At 51.9% G+C, this 19,845-nt stretch carries 14 protein-coding genes and 1 other annotated feature; of the genes, 2 read left to right on the forward strand and 12 right to left on the reverse strand.

What is annotated here, in order from left to right; translation table 11 throughout:
• Positions 1-22: 22 nt before the first annotated feature.
• The 4 genes from NST43_RS27015 to NST43_RS27030 all read right to left on the reverse strand — a co-directional run bounded on the left by NST43_RS27015 (position 23) and on the right by NST43_RS27030 (position 6,716).
• Positions 23-1,318, reverse strand: a complete 1,296-nt coding sequence (locus tag NST43_RS27015; protein WP_339225538.1) for an Nramp family divalent metal transporter — start codon at positions 1,316-1,318, stop codon at positions 23-25.
• 328 nt (positions 1,319-1,646) lie between these two features.
• Positions 1,647-3,356 carry a glutamine--tRNA ligase/YqeY domain fusion protein gene (locus NST43_RS27020; RefSeq protein WP_339220429.1) on the reverse strand — a complete coding sequence of 570 codons (1,710 nt, stop codon included), beginning with the start codon at positions 3,354-3,356 and terminating at the stop codon, positions 1,647-1,649.
• 81 nt (positions 3,357-3,437) lie between these two features.
• Positions 3,438-3,700 (reverse strand) — a binding site (T-box leader).
• A 71-nt stretch (positions 3,701-3,771) separates the two neighbouring features.
• Positions 3,772-5,340 (reverse strand): tetratricopeptide repeat protein, encoded by a 1,569-nt coding sequence (locus NST43_RS27025; RefSeq protein ID WP_209991780.1) that lies wholly within the window; start codon positions 5,338-5,340, stop codon positions 3,772-3,774.
• An 86-nt stretch (positions 5,341-5,426) separates the two neighbouring features.
• Complete coding sequence (locus NST43_RS27030; RefSeq protein WP_209991779.1) at positions 5,427-6,716, reverse strand: arsenic transporter; 1,290 nt, start codon at positions 6,714-6,716, stop codon at positions 5,427-5,429.
• 668 nt (positions 6,717-7,384) lie between these two features.
• Here NST43_RS27030 and NST43_RS27035 point away from each other — a divergent pair.
• Entirely contained in the window at positions 7,385-8,434 is a 1,050-nt protein-coding gene (locus NST43_RS27035) for an LLM class flavin-dependent oxidoreductase (RefSeq protein WP_339220432.1), read from the forward strand.
• 89 nt (positions 8,435-8,523) lie between these two features.
• Here NST43_RS27035 and NST43_RS27040 read toward each other — a convergent pair whose 3' ends face one another.
• From NST43_RS27040 to NST43_RS27060, 5 genes are all read right to left on the reverse strand, one after another.
• Positions 8,524-9,012, reverse strand: a complete 489-nt coding sequence (locus NST43_RS27040) for an isochorismatase family cysteine hydrolase (protein ID WP_339220434.1) — start codon at positions 9,010-9,012, stop codon at positions 8,524-8,526.
• Complete coding sequence (locus NST43_RS27045) at positions 9,009-9,530, reverse strand: GNAT family N-acetyltransferase (RefSeq protein WP_339220435.1); 522 nt, start codon at positions 9,528-9,530, stop codon at positions 9,009-9,011. Before NST43_RS27045 ends, NST43_RS27040 begins: the two co-directional genes overlap by 4 nt.
• Positions 9,531-9,682: 152 nt before the next feature.
• Entirely contained in the window at positions 9,683-10,537 is an 855-nt protein-coding gene (locus NST43_RS27050) for a carbohydrate ABC transporter permease (RefSeq protein ID WP_339220437.1), read from the reverse strand.
• Positions 10,527-11,510 (reverse strand): sugar ABC transporter permease, encoded by a 984-nt coding sequence (locus NST43_RS27055; RefSeq protein ID WP_209991775.1) that lies wholly within the window; start codon positions 11,508-11,510, stop codon positions 10,527-10,529. The genes NST43_RS27050 and NST43_RS27055 overlap by 11 nt, the downstream gene beginning before the upstream one ends.
• A 61-nt stretch (positions 11,511-11,571) precedes the next feature.
• Entirely contained in the window at positions 11,572-12,993 is a 1,422-nt protein-coding gene (locus NST43_RS27060; protein ID WP_339220438.1) for a carbohydrate ABC transporter substrate-binding protein, read from the reverse strand.
• A 341-nt stretch (positions 12,994-13,334) separates the two neighbouring features.
• Here NST43_RS27060 and NST43_RS27065 point away from each other — a divergent pair, with 341 nt between their 5' ends.
• Positions 13,335-15,989, forward strand: a complete 2,655-nt coding sequence (locus NST43_RS27065) for a cation-translocating P-type ATPase (protein ID WP_339220440.1) — start codon at positions 13,335-13,337, stop codon at positions 15,987-15,989.
• Positions 15,990-16,073: 84 nt separating this feature from the next.
• On the opposite strand, the gene NST43_RS27070 is transcribed toward NST43_RS27065, so the two are convergent.
• The 3 genes from NST43_RS27070 to NST43_RS27080 form a co-directional block, all read right to left on the reverse strand.
• Positions 16,074-17,900, reverse strand: a complete 1,827-nt coding sequence (locus NST43_RS27070; RefSeq protein WP_339220442.1) for an APC family permease — start codon at positions 17,898-17,900, stop codon at positions 16,074-16,076.
• Between the two features lie 219 nt (positions 17,901-18,119).
• Positions 18,120-18,860, reverse strand: coding sequence for a DUF5071 domain-containing protein (locus NST43_RS27075; protein WP_339220444.1), 741 nt, complete (start codon positions 18,858-18,860; stop codon positions 18,120-18,122).
• Positions 18,861-18,885: 25 nt separating this feature from the next.
• Positions 18,886-19,821: a metal-dependent hydrolase gene (locus tag NST43_RS27080; protein ID WP_339225539.1), complete on the reverse strand. Its 936-nt coding sequence runs from the start codon at positions 19,819-19,821 to the stop codon at positions 18,886-18,888.
• Positions 19,822-19,845: the final 24 nt, after the last annotated feature.

Consider the following 19,845-nt stretch of genomic DNA (forward strand, 5'->3'; position numbering starts at 1 on the left):
TTGGATAATCTGTTATGCCGTGTTACACAAACATCTCCACCACCAGGAACAGGTTCAGCGCGACCACCAGGGCGGAGATGATCCAGCCGAGGATGGTGGTGATCCGGTGGTTCACCAGCCCCTGCATGATCCGGCGGTCGCTGGTGAAGATCACGAGCGGAATCAGGGCGAAGGCAATCCCGAAGGACAGGACAACCTGGCTCATCACCAGTGCGCTGGTCGCATTAACACCCGAGGCGATGATGAAGAGCGGCGGGATAATAGTGATCGCCCGGCGGAGGTAGAGATTGATTTTTTTATTAATGAAGCCCTGCATGACCACATCACCGGCCATCGTGCCCACCGACGAGCTGGACAGACCTGCGATCAGCAGGCTGAGGCCGAAGGAGATCGCCGTAACCGGACCCGCCAGATTGCGGAACTGCTCGAAGGCGATATCCAGATCCTCAACGACCAGACCATTCTTGAAGAAAAGTGCTGCTGCGACGATGACCATAGCCATATTCACTGCACCGGCAATCAGCATCGCAATCAGAATATCGATGAATTCGAGCCGGAAAATCTGCTTCTTCTCCTGTTCATTAGCACCTACGATACGGCTCTGGGTCAGCGAAGAATGCAGATAGATAGCGTGGGGCATAACCGTAGCGCCAAGAATCCCGGCAGCCAGCAGGATGCTGTCCACGCCTTCGAATCTGGGGGTGAACATCCCTGTAAGCACACTGCCCGCATCCGGCTTCGCCATAATGACCTGGAATGCAAAAGCCAGAACTACGATCATCACCATACCGGCGATTCCAGCCTCAAGCGTACGGTAACCTCTCCGCTGTAATTCCAGAATGGCAAACGATCCTACAGCGGTAATCAATGCAGCCGGAAGCATGGGGATGCCGAACAGCAGATAGAGTCCGAGGGCCGCGCCGATGAATTCAGCAAGATCGGTAGCGATAATGACGATTTCGCTCTGAATCCAGAGGAAGATCGATACGCCCTTCGGGAATTGCTCCCGCGCGACCTCGGGCAGATTCTTGCCGGTAGCAATGCCAAGCTTGGCAGATAAGGATTGAATTAGTACGGCCATCAGATTCGAGGCGAAAATGACCCAGAGCAGCAGATACCCGTATTTCGAGCCTGCGGTAATATTGGTGGCAAAATTGCCGGGGTCCAGGTAAGCAACGGAAGCTATAAAAGCCGGGCCCAGAAAAGGAAGAAGTCTCTTCAGTCCCTTGACATCTCCGTTAAGCACCGATTGCGCCGAATGTTTGTTGGTATGACCTTTTAATATAGGGGATGATTCTACTGCGGTATTTTGCTCCATCATGTTCTGTCCTCCTCTTGCCCGGAAAAAGTTGTCTATACACACGAAAGTTTCCCTGGTGCAACATTTGATCTGGTATTATTATAATCCTCAAGATGAGAATTGTAAATGTATTTTCATTGGGTTTTCATACGGTGCCTGAGCTTATTCCTGCACTCCTAATCCTCCACCCATATTATGTAATCCAGCCCTATAAAGTGAGGCAGACGCATACGCAAATCAGCGATCCTCCAGTAACAGGAGCACCGCTGCTTGTGTAACATTCTAAACTTTTTAAGAAGTTAGCCTGGCATAACCCGCACAACCCGCCAAATTCTAGATTCATCCACTACTTATTCGCTGCTGCTTGAGTGTCCGCTTTCCCCTTCCAAGTGTCCTTCAGCGGAACAATCCGGTTGAACACCAGCTTCTGAGCTGTGCTATGTCTGCTGTCGATGCAGAAATAGCCGTGACGCAGGAACTGGTAGGTATCCCCGGGCTGAGGGTTACCGGCAAGCGGCTCCAGCAGGCAATCCGTAAGCAGAGTTACGGAACCTGGATTAATGTATTTCTCCCAGCTCTCGCCTTCCTCCTTCGGTCCGTTGTTATCCGTCAGCAGCTGCTCATACAGGTATATGTCACTCTTCAGCGCATGAGCAGCCGAGACCCATTGTACGGTTCCCTTCACCTTCCGGCCGCTTAATGCACCGCCGCTCTTGGTCTCCGGGTCGTAGGTGCACCGCAGTTCGAGGACGGCCCCCGTCTCCGCATCCTTAATGACCTCATGGCAACGGATGATATAACCGCCTTTAAGCCGCACCTCGCCGCCTGGAACCAGTCTGCGGAAGCCCTTCACAGGCACCTCCATGAAATCGGCCCGCTCAATATAGAGTGTGCCGGAGAACGGTACCTCTCTTGAACCCAGCTCGGTATTCTCAGGGTTATTATTGACGGGAAGCCGCTCAGAGGCCCCGGCTGCGTAATTGGTAAGCACGACCTTCAGCGGGTCCAGCACAGCCATAACAGCCGGCACCTTGGCCTTAAGATCCTGTCTCAGGCAATGCTCCAGCAGCGAGAAATCCACCATCGCCGTATTGCGGACCATGCCGATCTCCCGCACGAACGCCTCAATGCTCTCCGGCGTGAATCCCCGTCTGCGCAGCCCGCTGAGTGTAGGCAGCCGCGGATCATCCCAGCCGTCCACATAGTTCCCGGCAACCAGTTCCCGGAGATACCGCTTGCTGGTGACCACTCCCGTCAGGTTCACCCGGCCGAATTCCCTTTGCCTCGGGGCCTCCGGGATATCCAGCTCCCGCAGCACCCACTCATACACCGGCCGGTGATCCTTGAACTCGATCGAGCACAGCGAATGCGTCACCCCTTCCAGCGCATCCTGAATCGGATGGGCAAAGTCATACATGGGATAGATGCACCAGGCATTGCCTGTACGGTAATGCTCCGCATGAATAATCCGGTACAGCACCGGATCTCGCAGATTCATGTTCGGCGAGGCCATGTCGATCCGCGCCCGCAGCACTTTGGCGCCGCTTGGGTATTTTCCCTTGCGCATCGCCCGGAACAGCCGCAGGTTCTCCTCCGGCGTGCGGTTCCGGTAAGGACTGTTTGTTCCCGGCTCCGTTAATGTCCCTCGGTAGGCGGTCATTTCCGCTGCTGTCAGATCACAGACATAGGCCTTGCCCTTCAGAATAAGCGTCTCTGCCCTGCGGTAGATCTCCTCCGAATAATCGGAGCCGTAGTAGATGTGCTCCCCGGGACTGCAGCCCAGCCATTCAAGATCACGGATGATCGCTTCCACGTATTCTTTATCCTCTTTGAGCGGGTTGGTATCATCGAAGCGCAGGTGGAAGCGTCCGCCATATTTACGGGCGATTCCCACATTCGTGTGGATGGCAAAAGCACTCCCGATATGCAGATAGCCATTGGGCTCCGGCGGAAACCGGGTGCAGATCTCCCGGCTGAAGACTCCCGCCTCCACATCTTCTCTAATCAGCCTATCCATATAATTCTCCGGCAGAGCCGGTCCATTATTCTCTGTCATTCCAATCTCCTCCTGTTCATGGGTGGTAAGCCGCCTTATCTGGATACAACAAAAAAGAACCTCACCTCCAAGACCGTAAGTCTTGGGGACGAAATTCTCGCGGTACCACCCCAGGTTTATTAATATGTCACCATATTAATCTCATCAAGTACGGCGCTGCCGTCCGGCAGGGCTTATACTCTAGCTCTGTAACAGGAGCTCCTGTCTTACCATCACCGGCTGCTGCCTGGTTCCGGTAAGCCGCTCAGAGGCTTGTTTCCATCCAGTCTTCCCTGCTCCTTCACACCAGCCGGAGCTCTCTGTGAGGAAAGAATTGAATGTACTCTTCTCGTCATCGCGTTTGCGTTATTGGATACAGAATAACAAAACTCACAAAGGGTGTAAAGGGCTGCGCCGGATTGCCCGGAGCGGCAGCCTAGGCTTCTGCCGGGTCCTGACTGAGCGCCGCCAGCAGCTCCAGCGCTTCCTCATGCTCCGGCTCGATCAGCAAGGATCTGCGCGTATAATCCAGCGCCGCCTCATCATCCTCCTGCTCGTAGCTGCAGATTGCCAGGCAGTACAGCACGGTAATTACCGGCTCCTCCTCACTGGACTGGAGCGAATGCTCCAGGAAGCGGCGGGATTCCCCGTACTGCTCCATCTCGAACAGCAGCAGCCCGCAGTCCAGCGCCAGATCATACTTTTGCGGCATCGGGTAGAAGCCCCTCCACATCCGGTCGATCCCCCGCTGAAGGTCCAGCAGCTCCTCGTCGCTGGCATCCGGCAGCAGCGCAGAGATCCGCTCGGCACTCTGAATGAATAGTTCCGCATCATAGCCCCCTAGCCGCCAGAAGGCCAGGATCTGCTGCATGCCGATGGTGTCGTAATTCTTGTCGATCCACACCTTCAGGCTGAAGAAATCATCCGGCCCGAAGCGCTCAACAAACCGCCGGTAGGCCAGCCGGGTATGCGGATGCAGCATCGGCTCCTCCAGCATCAGGATACAGCCCACATTGAGATTCTTATAATGATGCTGCGTGAACTGGGATTGTGCGCCCTTCCGTTCAAAATAATGCACCAGTGCATGATAATTCGCCGTAAGCGAGATGCTTCCGTGGTGAATCAGCTTCGGCGGCGCGGCGAATTCCCAGTTCTCCAGCCGGTGGTCTCCCTTATCGGCGGTGAGCAGCAGGAAGCTTCCCCGGGAGAGTGCCCCAAGACGCTCCATGCAGGACAGGGCCGCTTCCGGGAACAACACATGTGAATCCTCCAGCTTGTCCAGATAGAACGCGATCACTTCATGATAAGGATACGAGCTGTCCTCATAGCCCGCCGCGCGCTTGTAATGGTATTCCGGCACCAGATCACGGAGCACCTCGGACGGGCCCATGGTAGCGGACTGCTCAGGATATTGCAGTGAGACCTCACATTCATAGATTTTGCCTTCATCTACATAGAGCAGCTCCTGCGGAATACTGTCGAAGAAGTAGTTGGCGATTACCATCAGCGGCTGCCCCAGATCCCCGGGCTTAATCACCAATCCGCTCTGCGTTAAGCTCAGCTCCGTATCCCGGACCGCATCGAAGCGGGCAAAGTCAAGCATTCCCTGCTCTACAAAAGGCTTCAGCCCCTCATGCTGCTGCCAGCCCTCAATGTTCTTCCACGGCAGATCGCTCATCACGTAACGGAACGGCGGCAGCAGCACGCCTGCATATTGAATCAGCTCACACAGCTGCTGCAGCACATGGAACGCCAGACGCCCCACTCCTGCACCCAGCTCCAGTACCACTACCGGCTCTGTGGTGAATCCTTTCTGCGCACGGTCCTGAAGAAAGCCAAAGATGATCTCCGCATACGCCGTTCCAATCATCGGATTGCTTGTAATATACTGCGGAACCTGGTCATTGGCCCAAGCCTGGAGACCCAGCTGTTCATAATAGGTGCGCTGCAATTCCCATATAGGCGCTTCGCTGAAGCGGTAGCGTTCTTGTCCACTTAATGTCATTGGTTCTAACCCTGCTCTCTGATTATCGTACGGATCTTTGTCCGGTAGTCAAATATTATCACATTTGCGCATATATTTTCTTGAACTTAGAACAGCTTCAGCTCCAGATATAAGCCGAGTAATGTGATGAACAGTGTGGGAATCGTCAGGATCATCCCTATTTTGAAATAGGTGCCCCAGGAGATCTTCACACCCTTGCCCGACAGCACATGCAGCCACAGCAGTGTGGCCAGTGAACCAATCGGTGTAATCTTCGGCCCCAGATCCGAACCGATAACATTGGCGTAGATCAGGGCTTCCTTCACGATCCCAGCGGCATGTGCGGTATCAATGGCCAGCGCCCCGATCAGCACCGTCGGCAGATTATTCATCACCGAGGAGAGGAGCGCAGCCAGGAAGCCCATTCCCATCGTGGCTGCGAACAGCCCGTGCTTCGCAATTCCGCCAATCATATCAGCGAGCACATCCGTCAGTCCCGCATTACGCAAGCCATACACCACTACGTACATGCCAATGGAGAAAAAAACAATCGCCCAAGGCGCGCCCTTGACCACTTCCATCGTCTTCACGTAAGGACTTCTGCGGGCCATCAGCAGGAAACAGATTGCGATCACTCCCGCTACCACGGATACCGGAATGTTCAGGAATTCACTGACGAAATATCCGGCTACCAGAAGCGCGAGTACGAACCAGGATAGCTGAAACATCCGTTGGTCCTTGATGGCATCCCCCGGAATCTTCATGCCAGCCGTGTCATACTCCTTCGGGATACTGCGGCGGAAGTACAGATATAAGACCAGAATGCTTGCTCCAAGCGAGAAAAGGGTAGGCAGCCACATATGTCCTGCATACTGCATGAAGGTGATGCCGAAGAAATCGGCGGAGACAATATTGACCAGATTGCTGACGGTCAGCGGCAGCGAGGTGGTGTCGGCAATGAAGCCGCTGGCAATAATAAAAGGAAAGACTTTGCGCTCATCCAGATTCAGCGCCCGGACCATCGCCAGCACAATCGGTGTCAGTATCAGCGCCGCCCCGTCATTGGCGAACAGCATCGCCACGACCGCACCCAGCACAATCACATAAATGAACATTAGAGTGCCGTTGCCGCGTGCCGCCGCCGCCATATGCAGTGCCGCCCACTCGAAGAAGCCGACACGATCAAGAATTAAGGAAATTAGAATAATAGCTACGAAGGCAAGCGTGGCATTCCAGACAATCAGCGTCACATCACGGACATCGCCGAAGCTGACCACTCCTGCCGCAAGCGCGAGGATCGCCCCGCCGCAAGCAGACCAGCCAATCGATAGATTACGCGGCTGCCAGATCACAAAAACCAAAGTCACAACAAAAATCAGGCAGGCTATCACAACCATAATTCAGCCCCCCATTTGATCTGCAGCATTCCCTGATGCACTCCTTACACTATATATAAATATAAGCCAATTTATATATACTAAAGCAGCCTCATCCGAAGTACAAGATAAAAATTGCTGGAAGGTTCATTGCTTTACGCAAGCCTGTTCAGAGCCATCGCTGCCCTACCCGGCAGCCGTCAGCTGTAATAATATTTATATGCTTAAGTACTAAGTGTATGTATGAATACATAGGCTGGATTATGGGGAACGAAGCAGCTTCTTGGAGAGGAGATGCAGGTCCGGAAGAGCCATCCTTGTTACAGGATTGGAGGTTCGGACTACCATGAGTACAGACCAGCTCATCGCACTGCTCGTTCTTGTTATTATGATTGTACAGCTTGCCGTCAAGAAGGATAAATCCTGAATCCTGAAAACAGCAGGCCGCCAAAGAGGCCGGGGCAACCCGGTCTCTTTGGCGTTAGGACAAGTGTGGGAAGCACCCTCGTACCTGCCCAGTGTGTTCGGTTTTTCGCATACATCAGTGCGCCCTGCTAATCACGGAGTCTTCCGTATATAATAATAAAAATCACCTTTTTCACTTACTAAAGTTGAGAAACATTAAAAAGTATAGTAGAATAATGACATGAAGAAAGGGGCGGAGCATTATGGCCGAGGAGAAGAGAATCATGGAAATTGGGATAAGCACGTTTTTGGAGACTACACCTGACCCGGTGACGGGGCAGACGATCAGCCATGCAGAACGGCTGCGGGAAGCTGTCGAGGAGATTGTGCTCGCTGATCAGGTGGGCCTGGACGTATATGGAATAGGCGAGCATCACCGTAAGGATTATGCAGGGAGTGCCCCGGCTGTAATCCTCGCCGCAGCGGCAGCGACAACCAAGCGGATCAGACTGACCAGTGCGGTCAGTGTCTTGTCTTCGGATGATCCGGTGCGGGTCTATCAGGCATTCGCTACGCTGGACGGCCTCTCGAACGGCCGGGCTGAGATTATGGCCGGACGCGGTTCCTTCACTGAGTCCTTCCCGCTGTTCGGTTACAGTCTGGAGGATTACGATGAATTGTTCGAGGAGAATCTGGAGCTGCTTCTGGCGATCCGCGCCTCCGAGAAGGTCACCTGGCGCGGCGGGCATCGTCCGGCTATAAATAATCTGTCGGTCTATCCCCGTGCTGTTCAGGACCCGCTTCCGGTCTGGGTCGCCAGCGGCGGCAATCCCGAATCTGCCGTGCGGGCCGGAACACTGGGTCTGCCAATTGCCTTCGCCATCATCGGCGGCATGCCTGAGCGGTTCGCTCCGCTGGTGAACTTGTACAAGGAAGCCGCAGCACGCGCCGGGCATAATCCGGACAAGCTGCAGATTGCCACACACTCCCACGGCTTTGTAGGTGAAACTAACGAACAAGCTTCCGCCTTGTTCTACCCGTCCACCCAGGCCCAGATGAATGTCATCGGACGCGAACGGGGCTGGGGCGGAACTTACAACCGCGCAGCCTTCGACGATGCCCGCAGCTTACGCGGAGCACTCTATGTCGGTGACGCAGAGTATGTCGCCGAGAAGATCATTCTGCTGCGCAAGAATCTCGGCGTGACCCGGTTCTTCCTGCATGTGAATGTCGGCTACATGCCGCACCGCGAGGTCCTGCGTGCCATCGAACTGCTGGGCACCAAGGTTGCCCCTATTGTGCATGCGGAGTTAGCCCGTACTGAGGGGAAATAAAGACCGGCTTCACTCTGAGCAGGAATACTTTACTCTATCCACAACAAACCTCAAGCGCCAAACGGTGCTTGAGGCTTGTTTGATGAAATCTAAGACTGCACCAGGGCCTGAATCACAGGATACGAAATCAGATTCCGGTCTCTGTACGCCGCCGTGATTACATCCTTGTGCGAGCTTAGAATCCCATTCTGCAACAGCACCGCCTTGATTCCTCTTTCGGCTGCCCCGTTATAGGTGAACAGAACGCAATGCTCAGCGGCATAGCCGGAGAGGATCAGCAGATCGATACCCTGCTCCCGCACAAGCTTTTCCAGATCCGTCTTCCAAAAGGCATTCGAGTATTCCTTCTTCACATTGAAATCCGTCTCCTGAACCTCAACTCCGGGGATGATCGCGAACTTCGCTTCCTCAGACGGCTCCATGCCCTCAATGTCCTGAATATGAATGACGGCATGTCCCTTGGCGCGCAGCAGTCCCGAGACAAAATTGATATACTCGCAGGCGCGGTCAATCTCCTTCTGCTCCACCTCGCTCACATGGACCTCTTGCAGATCAATAATTAATAATCCGATTTTCACTCCTGCTTCCCCCTATCCGTTGATCCTTCAACATTACCCGATGCCGGATGTTCATTCAACCGCTTGTGCAGATCCACTCTGGTATAGGTGGTCTCATATTCGGTACCGTCTTCCTTATAAAAAACTGCTGTTCTCAGGTAAGGCTCCGTAACCGCTTGATAGCCCAGTCTTGTAATGAGCTGCATCATCCTTGGATTGTCCAGCGGATCAACACTGACAAACAGTTCAGAATAGCCCAGCTTCCGGGCCAGTTCCTCCTGATAACGGATCAGAGCGGAGCCCGCTCCTTTTCCCCGGCTGGATTCTTGTACATAGAGATCACTTAATTTGGGTCCGGCCTTCCCGCTTAACTTCAGAAGCCCGAACCCTGTAATCCTTCCATCCTGCTCAGCGGCGGTAAAGTATATATCCCCTTGCTTCTGCTGATTCAGATACTTACGGAATATGCCCTCATGGTTGCGGATTGTGCATAAACTGCCCAGATCACTCTCGCTGGCGGCTCTTAGGTTATAGGCCATAACTACCTCCATATCACAGATAATGTCACTAGAATTGTAACATTAATCCGCGCTGAACCCGAATCTCAGCACACAAAAAACTGCAGTAGAATGATCCATCGGAATGGACCTTCTCTGCAGTATGGTTTGTCTTCACAGCTATCCTGATCCGGTTATTCTTTGACTCCGCCCAGTGCTACACCTGCGATAATATAACGGGACAGCAGGAAGTAGACTACGAACAGCGGCAATGCGGTCAACGCCAGCCCCATATAAATCGAGCCGAAGGAGGTCTTGTATATATCCCCTTTCAGCAAGCTGACCATGATCGGCATCGTATACTTCTCCTTCTGAGTAAGGAGGATTAACGGCATGAACAAGTTGTTCCAGTTGCCCACGAAGGCGAAGATTGCCTGCGTCGCCACTGCCGGAACCATTAGCGGTAAGATAATGCGGTTAAAGGTTTTGAACTCACCCGAACCGTCCACACGTGCTGCTTCCACGATCTCTATGGACAGCGTGGCCAGCAGATACTGGCGCATAAAGAACACTACTGCCGGTGCGGCAATTGCAGGAAGAATCAGCGGAAGGAAGCTGTTGGTCCAATGTATTTTATACATGAACTGATAGAAACCAATGGCACTTGCCTGAGAGGGAATCATCATTACACATAAAATAAAGGTAAAGAATGCCCCGCGCAGCTTCCAGCTATAAGTCACTAGACCGTACGCCGCAAGGGATGAGAAATAGACAGTCAGGAGAGTGGCTGAAGCAGAAATAATAAATGAATTCATGAACCCCTGAATCGGATCGAAGCTCTTTTCGAGCAGCACCCGCAGGTTCTCCATCATATGGGATGAAGGCAATAGCGAGAGACCGCCTTGGATTTCTGACGAAGAGCGGGTGGCGTTTACAAACATGATCCAAAACGGTAGGATGCTGAGCACCGCCAGAGAGATGCAGACAATATAGATAATCGTTTTATTGATCGTCCGGGTGACATTTCCGTCTTTTTGATTATTGTCCATGTGCTACGCCCCCCTTTTGGCTGCTCTTGTTGGATTTCCGATGCATTTTTTCGATTTTTTTAAGTCTTGCCGCGTCACGGTCACGCATTAGATAGAACACAAATGCAGATAATATTCCTGAAATCAAGAACATAATCATACTCGCAGCAGCAGCACGGTTGTACAAATAGCTTCCTTTAAAAGCTTGCCCATAAATGAACATGGACGTAGTAAGCGTAGAGTCATCCGGTCCGCCTGCAAGGAAGAGCTGCGGAATGTCAAACATAGTCAAGCCACCGACCATCGATGTAATCAGCGTGAATAACAGAATGGTACGTAAACTTGGCAGCGTGATCCGGAAGAACGTTTGAACTCCGTTTGCACCGTCAATCGCCGCAGACTCGAAGAGCGCAGGATTGATACCCATAACACCTGCGATAAGAATAATCATGGTGTTTCCGTACCACATCCAGAACTGGATGAATGCCACAATGCCCCGCGCTACCGTCTTATCCTGAAGGAAGTAGATCGGAGCGTCGGACCAGCCCATCATTTGAAAAAAGCTGTTTACCGGACCCATCGGATAGCCAAACAGAGTACTGAATAGCAAGGCGATTGTACCCGCAGTAATCACATTCGGCATATAGAGCAGAACCTTGAAAAAGCCTTGTCCCTTAATTTTAAGACGCTGGTTAGTGAACCATGCAGTGAGTAAGAGCGCCAGAAGGATTTGGGGAACGAAGTTAAGGAACCAGAGCAATCCGGTGTTAATCAGAGATTTTCGGAAAGAGGCGTTACTAAGGATCAAATCTTTGAAATTCTGAAAAGGATTATCCAAAATATGTATGGGTTTTGGTATTAATCCCTGCAAATCAGTGAACCCGATGAATGCGGTGTATAAAATAGGATAGAGCGAGAAGATCAGAAAAGCCAAAACAAACGGAAACGTAAAAATATAGCCAAATTTAGAGTAGTTCACACCTTTGCGGCGCATGCTCTCACCCCTTTAGTTGATATGAAGGGGCGGGATGACTCCCCGCCCCTTCGTTTGATTTTTATTCGCTATCGATATTAAGTTGATCTTTGACTTGCTGCTTGAAGGTTTCGAGTGCTTTATCACGGGTCTTATTGCCTGCAGTATATTCGCGTACTTGATCACGCCAGAGCTTGTTGATCGTTTCGTCGAATGCAGTCAAGTTCTTACCGGAAGCGTTGGCATTCGCCGGAACAAAGATATCGAAAATGTTCTGTCCGCCAACGAGTTCCAAGTCACCTTTAGACTTATCCATAACAACAGAGGAAGCAACGCTGTCCTTCGCGCCTTGCTCGCCATCTTTCAACGTTCCGTTAGCCCAGTAGTACTGGAGTCCAGTTTCAGTGGTGTCGAGTGTTACCCACTTGATAAAGTCTGCAACAGCCTTTTTCTTGGCTTCGTCCTTGACTACGTCTTTGTTAGCGAGCAACCAAGTGCCTCCCCAGAAGAATCCTGTTGGTGATTCAGTAACTGCCCAGTCACCCTTTGTATCTTTGGCATGTTCGCTTAACGTATAGTTAATGAGCCAAGCGGGACCGAAGAAACCGAAGACTGGTTTTTCGCCAGTGCCGTTCATATCAGCGAACCAGGCTTCTTGCCAATCTGTCGTATCGTTATAGTAGTTATTGTCTTTAAGCTTCTTGGATAGATCAAGGAATTCTTCACGCTTCGGATCAATATGCAGCTTGCCATCGACAATCCAGCCTTTATCCGAGCTGTTTTCGATCGCGTGCCAGATATCGCCGTCACCGGAAACTGCGGCATATCCTTTAGCTTTCAGCTTCTCTGCTGCACTGAAGAATTTATCCCAGCCTGGACCCACCTCATCCTTAATCTTAGCCGGGTCATCTGTTCCAAACACATCCTTGGCAAGCGAGCGGCGATAGATAAAGGCTCCGCCTGTTGCCTGATAGCCGAGACCTTTAAGCTGTCCGTCAGTGCTGCTGCCGATATCAACAGAATATTGAGCGATGCCTGCATCCTTAACCATTTGATCCGTAAGGCCCAGGTCCGCATAGTTGGCTGCAAAAGTGGATGCATCACCTTGTGTATATTTGAGTACGAATGCGCCTTCAGTAGCATAAATATCAGGTGCATCTTTGCCGCCGGCAGCTAGAGCCTGGTCAAGCGCAGGCTGATATGCGCCATCTGTAGTTGCAACAATCGTAGTTTTGAACTCCACATTTGCCTCTGGATGAATTTCCAAATACTTCTTAGTCATGTTTGGAATTTCGTCAGTGAAGCTCCACAGATTGATCGTTACCTTCTCACCGCTACCCGCTTCCGGAGCTTTAGTTGCCTCTGCCGCATTCGATGCCGGAGCCGTTGTTGCAGCTGCGCCGGACGAGCTGGAATCCGAATTCCCGCCGCCGCATCCTGCCAGAGCAGATGACATCACGAGCACTGTTGAGAGCCCCGCTAAAACACGCTTCATACTTTTCATACTTTGCCTCCCCTTTTATCTTCATCCTCGGTTATATGTAACCGCCTTCATATTATAGTGCTTGTCCCCCTCTCGCATAAGGAACCCCTCATTGGGAAAAATACCACTATTTATGGGTTTTGCTCTAAAAAGCACAAAAAAGACGCCTGGGCATGGCCCTTAGCATCTCTGGTTCCGCAATACTATAATTAATTTCCCCATTGATCTTATACAAAAACCGCTCATTGGGGTATAAGTAATTAGCCGCCCGTACTGAAAATGTTGAAACTTGTCATACTATCTAACGTAAATTTGGACCATACAGACTAAAGAATAACAAACGGGAGAGGAGCTTGTACCTGATGGAGTATTACCGCCGCAATATATCAGACACCCTGGAAGAAGTCCACAGTTCCGCAAGCGGGCTTACGTCTGCTGAAGTAGATAACCGGCTGGCCAAGGAAGGCTACAATGAGTTGAAGGGTAAAGCAAAGGACCCGCTATGGAAGCTGTTTCTGGAGAATTTCAAAGACCCTATGGTCATTGTGCTGCTCATCGCGGCAACCGTTCAGATCGTAATGGGACATATTATGGAATCCGTCATCATCTTCGTGGTGCTGATTCTGAATGCTGTAATCAGTGTGGTTCAGACCAAGAAGGCGGAGAGCTCACTGGACGCCCTGCGCAAAATGTCCGCACCCGAAGCCAAGGTCATGCGGGACGGAGCCTTACTGTCGATTCCGGCAAGGGAGCTGGTCCGGGGCGACATCGTCTTCCTGGAGGCTGGCGATTATGTGCCTGCGGATGGACGGATTATTGAATCCGGGAGTCTGCGGATTGATGAGGGCATGCTGACCGGCGAATCCGAAGCCGTGGATAAGCATACCGACCCTATCCCGCAGGAGGCTCCGCTGGGCGACCGGCGCAACATGGCCTTCAGCGGCTCACTGGTCGTCTATGGACGGGGAACATTGGTGATTACAGGAACGGCACTCGGCACCGAGCTCGGAAAGATTGCCGGGCTGATCGAGAGTGCCGAAGCCAAGCAGACGCCCCTGCAACGCAAGCTGGAGAGCTTCGGCAAAAAGCTGGGGATCGCCGTCCTGTTGCTGTCTGTGCTGATCTTCTCCATTCAAGCCTTACGCGTCTGGCTCTCGAATGACACAGTGGACACCACCGAAGCAATCTTGAATGCCCTGATGTTCGCTGTAGCAGTAGCCGTTGCCGCTATCCCCGAGGCGTTGTCTTCTATCGTAACCATTGTGCTCTCCGTGGGCACGAACAAGATGGCCCGGCAGCATGCTATTATCCGTAAGCTGCCTGCTGTAGAGGCACTGGGATCAACGAGCGTCATCTGTACAGACAAAACCGGAACGCTGACCCAGAATAAAATGACGGTTGTCGATTATTTCCTGCCCGGAGGGCCGGAGGAGCAGTTCAAGCTGAAGGCCGATGACTGGTCGGAAGAAGCCCGCAAGCTGCTGCATATCGCTGTACTCTGTAACGATTCCAATATTAATGAAGAAGGCAAGGAGCTGGGCGACCCGACCGAGGTAGCACTGATTGCCTTCAGCAACAACAAGGACAGGGATTACCGCGAGATCCGCGATAACTTCCCGCGCGAGGCCGAGCTGCCGTTCGATTCGGAACGCAAGCTAATGACCACGCTGCATACGTTCGAAGGACAGAAGGCCCTGCTGACCAAAGGCGGTCCCGATGTCCTGTTCAGCAGATGCTCCCATGTCCTGCTGGAGGGCCAGGAGGTTCCGCTGACGGCAGAGGTCCTGGAAAACTTTAATGAAGCGAACGAACAGTTCTCCAGCAGAGCGCTGCGCGTGCTTGCTTACGCTTATAAGAACGTGCCGGACACGGTCACTGAGGTAGGCCTTGACGATGAGCACGACCTGGTTCTGGTCGGCCTGTCGGCGATGATTGACCCGCCGCGCGAGGCCGTATATGGCTCTATCGCCGAATCGAATAAAGCAGGTATCCGTACGATTATGATTACCGGGGACCACAAGACCACGGCTCAGGCTATCGGCCGCGATATCGGACTGATGGCAGAGCATGAGATTGCAGTCACCGGCCAGGAGCTGGATGCCATGTCCGAGGAGGAGCTGGACAGCAGGCTGGAGCAGATCGGCGTCTATGCCCGTGTCTCCCCTGAGAACAAGATCAGAATTGTCCGTGCCTGGCAGCGTAAAGGCAAAATCACCGCCATGACCGGCGACGGCGTCAATGATGCACCGGCCCTGAAGCAGGCCGATATCGGTGTAGCTATGGGCAGCGGAACCGATGTGGCCAAGGATTCGGCGGCTATGATCCTCACCGATGATAACTTCGTGTCTATTGTCAATGCAGTGGCCGTTGGCCGGACAGTGTTCGATAACATTAAGAAAGCGATCGCCTATCTGTTCGCCGGCAATCTGGGTGCGATTATCGCCATCCTGTTCGCCCTGATCTTCGACTGGATTAATCCGTTCACCGCGATTCAGCTGTTATTCATTAACCTGGCGAATGATTCCCTGCCCGCCATTGCCTTGGGTATGGAGAAGGCCGAGCCGGATGTAATGAGCCGCAAGCCGCGGGATATTAGCGAAGGCATTTTCGCTGGCGGCATGATGCAGGCAGTCATTACCCGTGGCCTGCTGATCGGGATTGCCGTGATTATCTCCCAGTATATCGGGCTGCAGCATTCGGATGAAATGGGGATTGCGATGGCCTTCACCACGCTGATTCTGGCGCGTACCCTGCAGACCTTCGCCGCCCGCTCCAACAGTCAGACCTCTGTGGAGGCCGGCTTCTTCAGCAACAAATATGTAATCGGCGCGGTCATGATCTGCTTTGCCTTTTATGGCATCGCAGTGCTGCCGGGAGTCAGAGATATTTTCTCGATCCCCGCTTCCTTCGGGATGAATCACTGGCTAACCGCAACCGGACTCGCCTTGGGCGCTGTCATTGTGATGGAGCTGGCGAAGCTGGTCCGCCGTATGCTGCCTGCGAAGCAGGCTGCTTAAGCTGGGCTGAGTCGACGAACGAACCGTAATAACAGCAAGAAGCCTGCACGCCCGGTATGGGGGTGCAGGCTTTTTTATACTCAATCACTTCTTCAAATGATAAGGCACCGTAGTGACAATGACATCGCTGCGGAACAACAGACGGGCGCGTATCAGCAGACTCGATTGATTATGAAGGATATTATGCCAGCCTTTCTTCGGAATGAACTGTGGAATAATTACCGTTACCCTATGGTTCAGCTCTGCGGCCTTCCAATTCACCTTATCAATAAATTTGGTCAAGGGTTGTATGATGCTTCTATAAGGAGTATATAGGGTTACCAACCTTACGTCCGGCTGCCACTTTCTCCACTTCTCCTCGAACACCGCTTCATCTTCCCGCTCGAAGGGCACGTAGACGGCTATAATCTGCTGCGGAGACAGCGACTTGGCATATTCCAGGGAGTTCATCACGACATGAGTGATTCCGGCGACTGGCACGATAATCACATTGCCTTCAATCTTGATCGTTTCCTCACAGGTAGTAATTCTAAGCTGGTCCGCAATGGCCTCATAATGCTTATGAATCCGGTGGAACACCAGGAGCAGAATCGGCAGAAAGACAAATACCGGCCATACCTGCGTAAACTTGGTCATGAAGAACATCATCGTTACAACGAAGCTGATTAGAGCGCCAACTGTGTTGATGATGAACTTTTGCACCCAGCCCGCAGGCTTTTCCCGGAGCCATTTCACCATCATCCCGCTCTGCGACAACGTAAAGGGAATGAATACACCTACAGCATATAAAGGAATCAACTGCTCCGTTTTCCCCTCAAAGACATAAATCAGAAGCATGGATAGAACACCCAATATGATAATACCGTTGGAGTAACCCAGCCGGTCCCCCCGCATGGTGAACATTCGCGGAATAAACTTATCCTTGGCAAGGTTCACGGCCAGCAATGGAAAGGCGGAATAACCGGTATTGGCAGCCAGGATCAGGATTAATGCAGTCGTTCCCTGGATAAAATAGTACATCGCATTCCGGCCAAAGGTTTGCTCGGCAATTTGCGAGACAACAGTGACGTCAGCGCGTGGAGCAATCCCGTAATAGTAGGCTAACACTACAATACCCGAGAACATCACAGCCAATAAAACTCCCATGGCGATTAAGGTTTTGGAGGCGTTGGACGCTTCCGGGCTTTTGAAATTCGGTATGGCATTGGAGATCGCTTCTACACCCGTTAATGCAGAGCTCCCGGAAGAAAAGGCGCGCAATAATAGAAATAGGCTAATCCCCGCTACCGGAGTCCCCAGTGAGGTATGCAGTTCCGCCGGAACGTTACCTGACAAGATGTTGTACAGACCTGTACCAATCAGGATGAATAAGGCCAGGACGAATAAATAGACCGGATAAGCGAGGACGGAAGCAGATTCCGTGACCCCTCTTAAGTTCAAAATCGTGATCAGAAGCACAAACACAATGGCAATCACCACTTTATGCTCATGCAGGCTGGGAAACGCTGAGGTGATGGCATCCGTACCCGCCGATATACTTACAGCCACCGTTAAAATATAGTCAACCAGCAGCGAACCTCCGGCAATTAACCCCGGATACTTGCCCAGGTTCTCCTTGGACACCACATAGGCGCCCCCGCCGTGGGAATAAGCAAAAATAATCTGCCGGTAGGACAGAATGAGCGCGGTCAGCAGGATCAACACACCCAGCGCAATCGGGATCGAATACCAGAAGGCGGCTGCCCCAATCGTAACCAGCACAATCAGAATCTGCTCTGGCCCGTAGGCCACGGATGACAGCGCATCTGAAGACAGTATAGCCAGCGCTTTCTTTTTATTTAACTTTTGCTCTCCCAATTCACTGGACTTTAAGGGCCTGCCAATTAAAAATCGTTTTAAAAATGAAATCACTCGGTTTCACCACTCGCTTATTATTTGTAGGATCTCGGTTGTACCCCATCTGCTCCCGTTCTCGGACACAACAAAAAGACCACAGAAGAATGTTCTGTGACCTTCAACATATCATGTCCGGCATTAATATAGCGTTAAGGATTACGCAAAGACATTAAGATTGCATTAAGATTATCCTCAGGCCGGAGCATTGCCTGACTGATCCTTCAGCGCGTGGTGTTACTCGGAGCCTGACACCCTACTTACAAGCTCCTCGATTTCACTTACGAAGTCATGAAGACTGGATTTCCGGTTACAGAAGCTGAATTCTTCCCGATGCTGCTCCAAATAAGATTTGCATAATCCCGGTTTGAAGATCCCTTCACTGAATCCTCGTTGCAGCGCTTCACAATCGATGCCGGGATACGTATTCTCCAGCTGGGCGATCTCCGTGAGGCTTCTCTGCTTCTTGTCCTCTAATAGTAGTAGAACGGCTTCTCCCGGATAGATCTGGTGGACCCATAGCGTCCGCAAGGCCTTCAGAGCAATTGTTTTCCCTTCAGTTAGCCGGATTAGCTCCTCCTGAATTTGAGCGATGTGGTCCTTGTTCCAGTAATCGATGATCATTTCGAATATCCAGTACATCCATTCCTCATCTTGACTCTGATTCCTGAACACATCTTGAATATAGGGGATCACCGGATCACCGGTCTCTCTCAACAAAGTAGCAATCCGGCGTGAGCCCGGCCAATTCATGTCCTGAATCCACTGAAGCAGTCCCGGCAAGATAGGCTTCACGCGGGGATAGCCCAGCTTAACAATAACCTCCGCCGCTCCGCCCCAATACTCTTTGCCTAGCGGCTGCAACAATAGATGAAGCTCCTCATCCTGGATGTCCTGAAGCTTCTGAATAGCCTCCGCTTGTTCGGCTTCAGGTGTGTCCCAGTCTAGCTTTTGAATAAGTGCATTGATATCCTCCACGTGCTGTCCCCTTCTCTGCAACAGTCTACTTCTTCGCGTTTTCCTGCCACTCTCCATCCTTATAGATAAAATAACGGGGATTCTCCTCCTGGTCGCGTGCAACAATCTCTCCGGCAGGCCCTTCCCCGCTCTCCTCTATCACTTCAAATGAAGCCTCATCCCCGGCAGGTAGCTTCCGGTATACTTGCTCCAGCCCGTCTTTTCCCGAATTGCTGCGGACAACGTCACTCTTAACGGCAAAGATCATATTCAAGTCTAAACGGACCTCTCCGCCCAAGACAGGCAACACCCCAAGCACCCTTCGCTGGGAGTCGATGACGTCAAACCCCATTTTCCAAAAATCACTCAGCTTGTGAACCTGATAATCCCCGAGCGGATACACCTGAACGGCTGCCTGTGGAGTGAGAGTGAATTTACGCGGAAGCCCTTGTTCCAGTTGCATTAGCATGGCAAGCTTAAGACTGAGATACAGGACAATAAACACAGCACTGCCCGTACTAAGCACCCGTCTCCTGCCCAACGACACCGGAAGCACAAAACCCATTACACCTAGTAACAGAGGCACCCAAACCGTAGGATCACCGAGATAGATCAAAGGAAGGGTATAAGCTTCGCTGGACAGCGGATAGACCAAATGCACCCCATGTCCCAAATAATCCACCAGTATATGACCCAGCACACTCCCCGCAAGACATAGGTACAAGTGGGTATACGAATATTTTTTCAGCAGCAGCCTGAACAGGAACACAATCGGAACCATAACCAGCCCCATGACTATAATGGAATGCGACCAAGGAGATACATACCTGTTCCCCAAAAGATCCGGCACAATTCCCAAAAATGAGGTTAGTCCGAACAGAACAATCTTTTCCCTGAAAGAAATCTCATAGCGCATGAGCACCATCGATACAATGAAACTGCCCGTAAGCAGATGTGTAGCAATATGCATAGCCAATATCATAGACACCTGTAATCCCTCCGCTTT

It is taken from the genome of Paenibacillus sp. FSL H8-0332 (genome assembly GCF_037963835.1).
GTDB classification, from domain to species: Bacteria; Bacillota; Bacilli; order Paenibacillales; family Paenibacillaceae; genus Paenibacillus_AQ; species Paenibacillus_AQ rhizoplanae.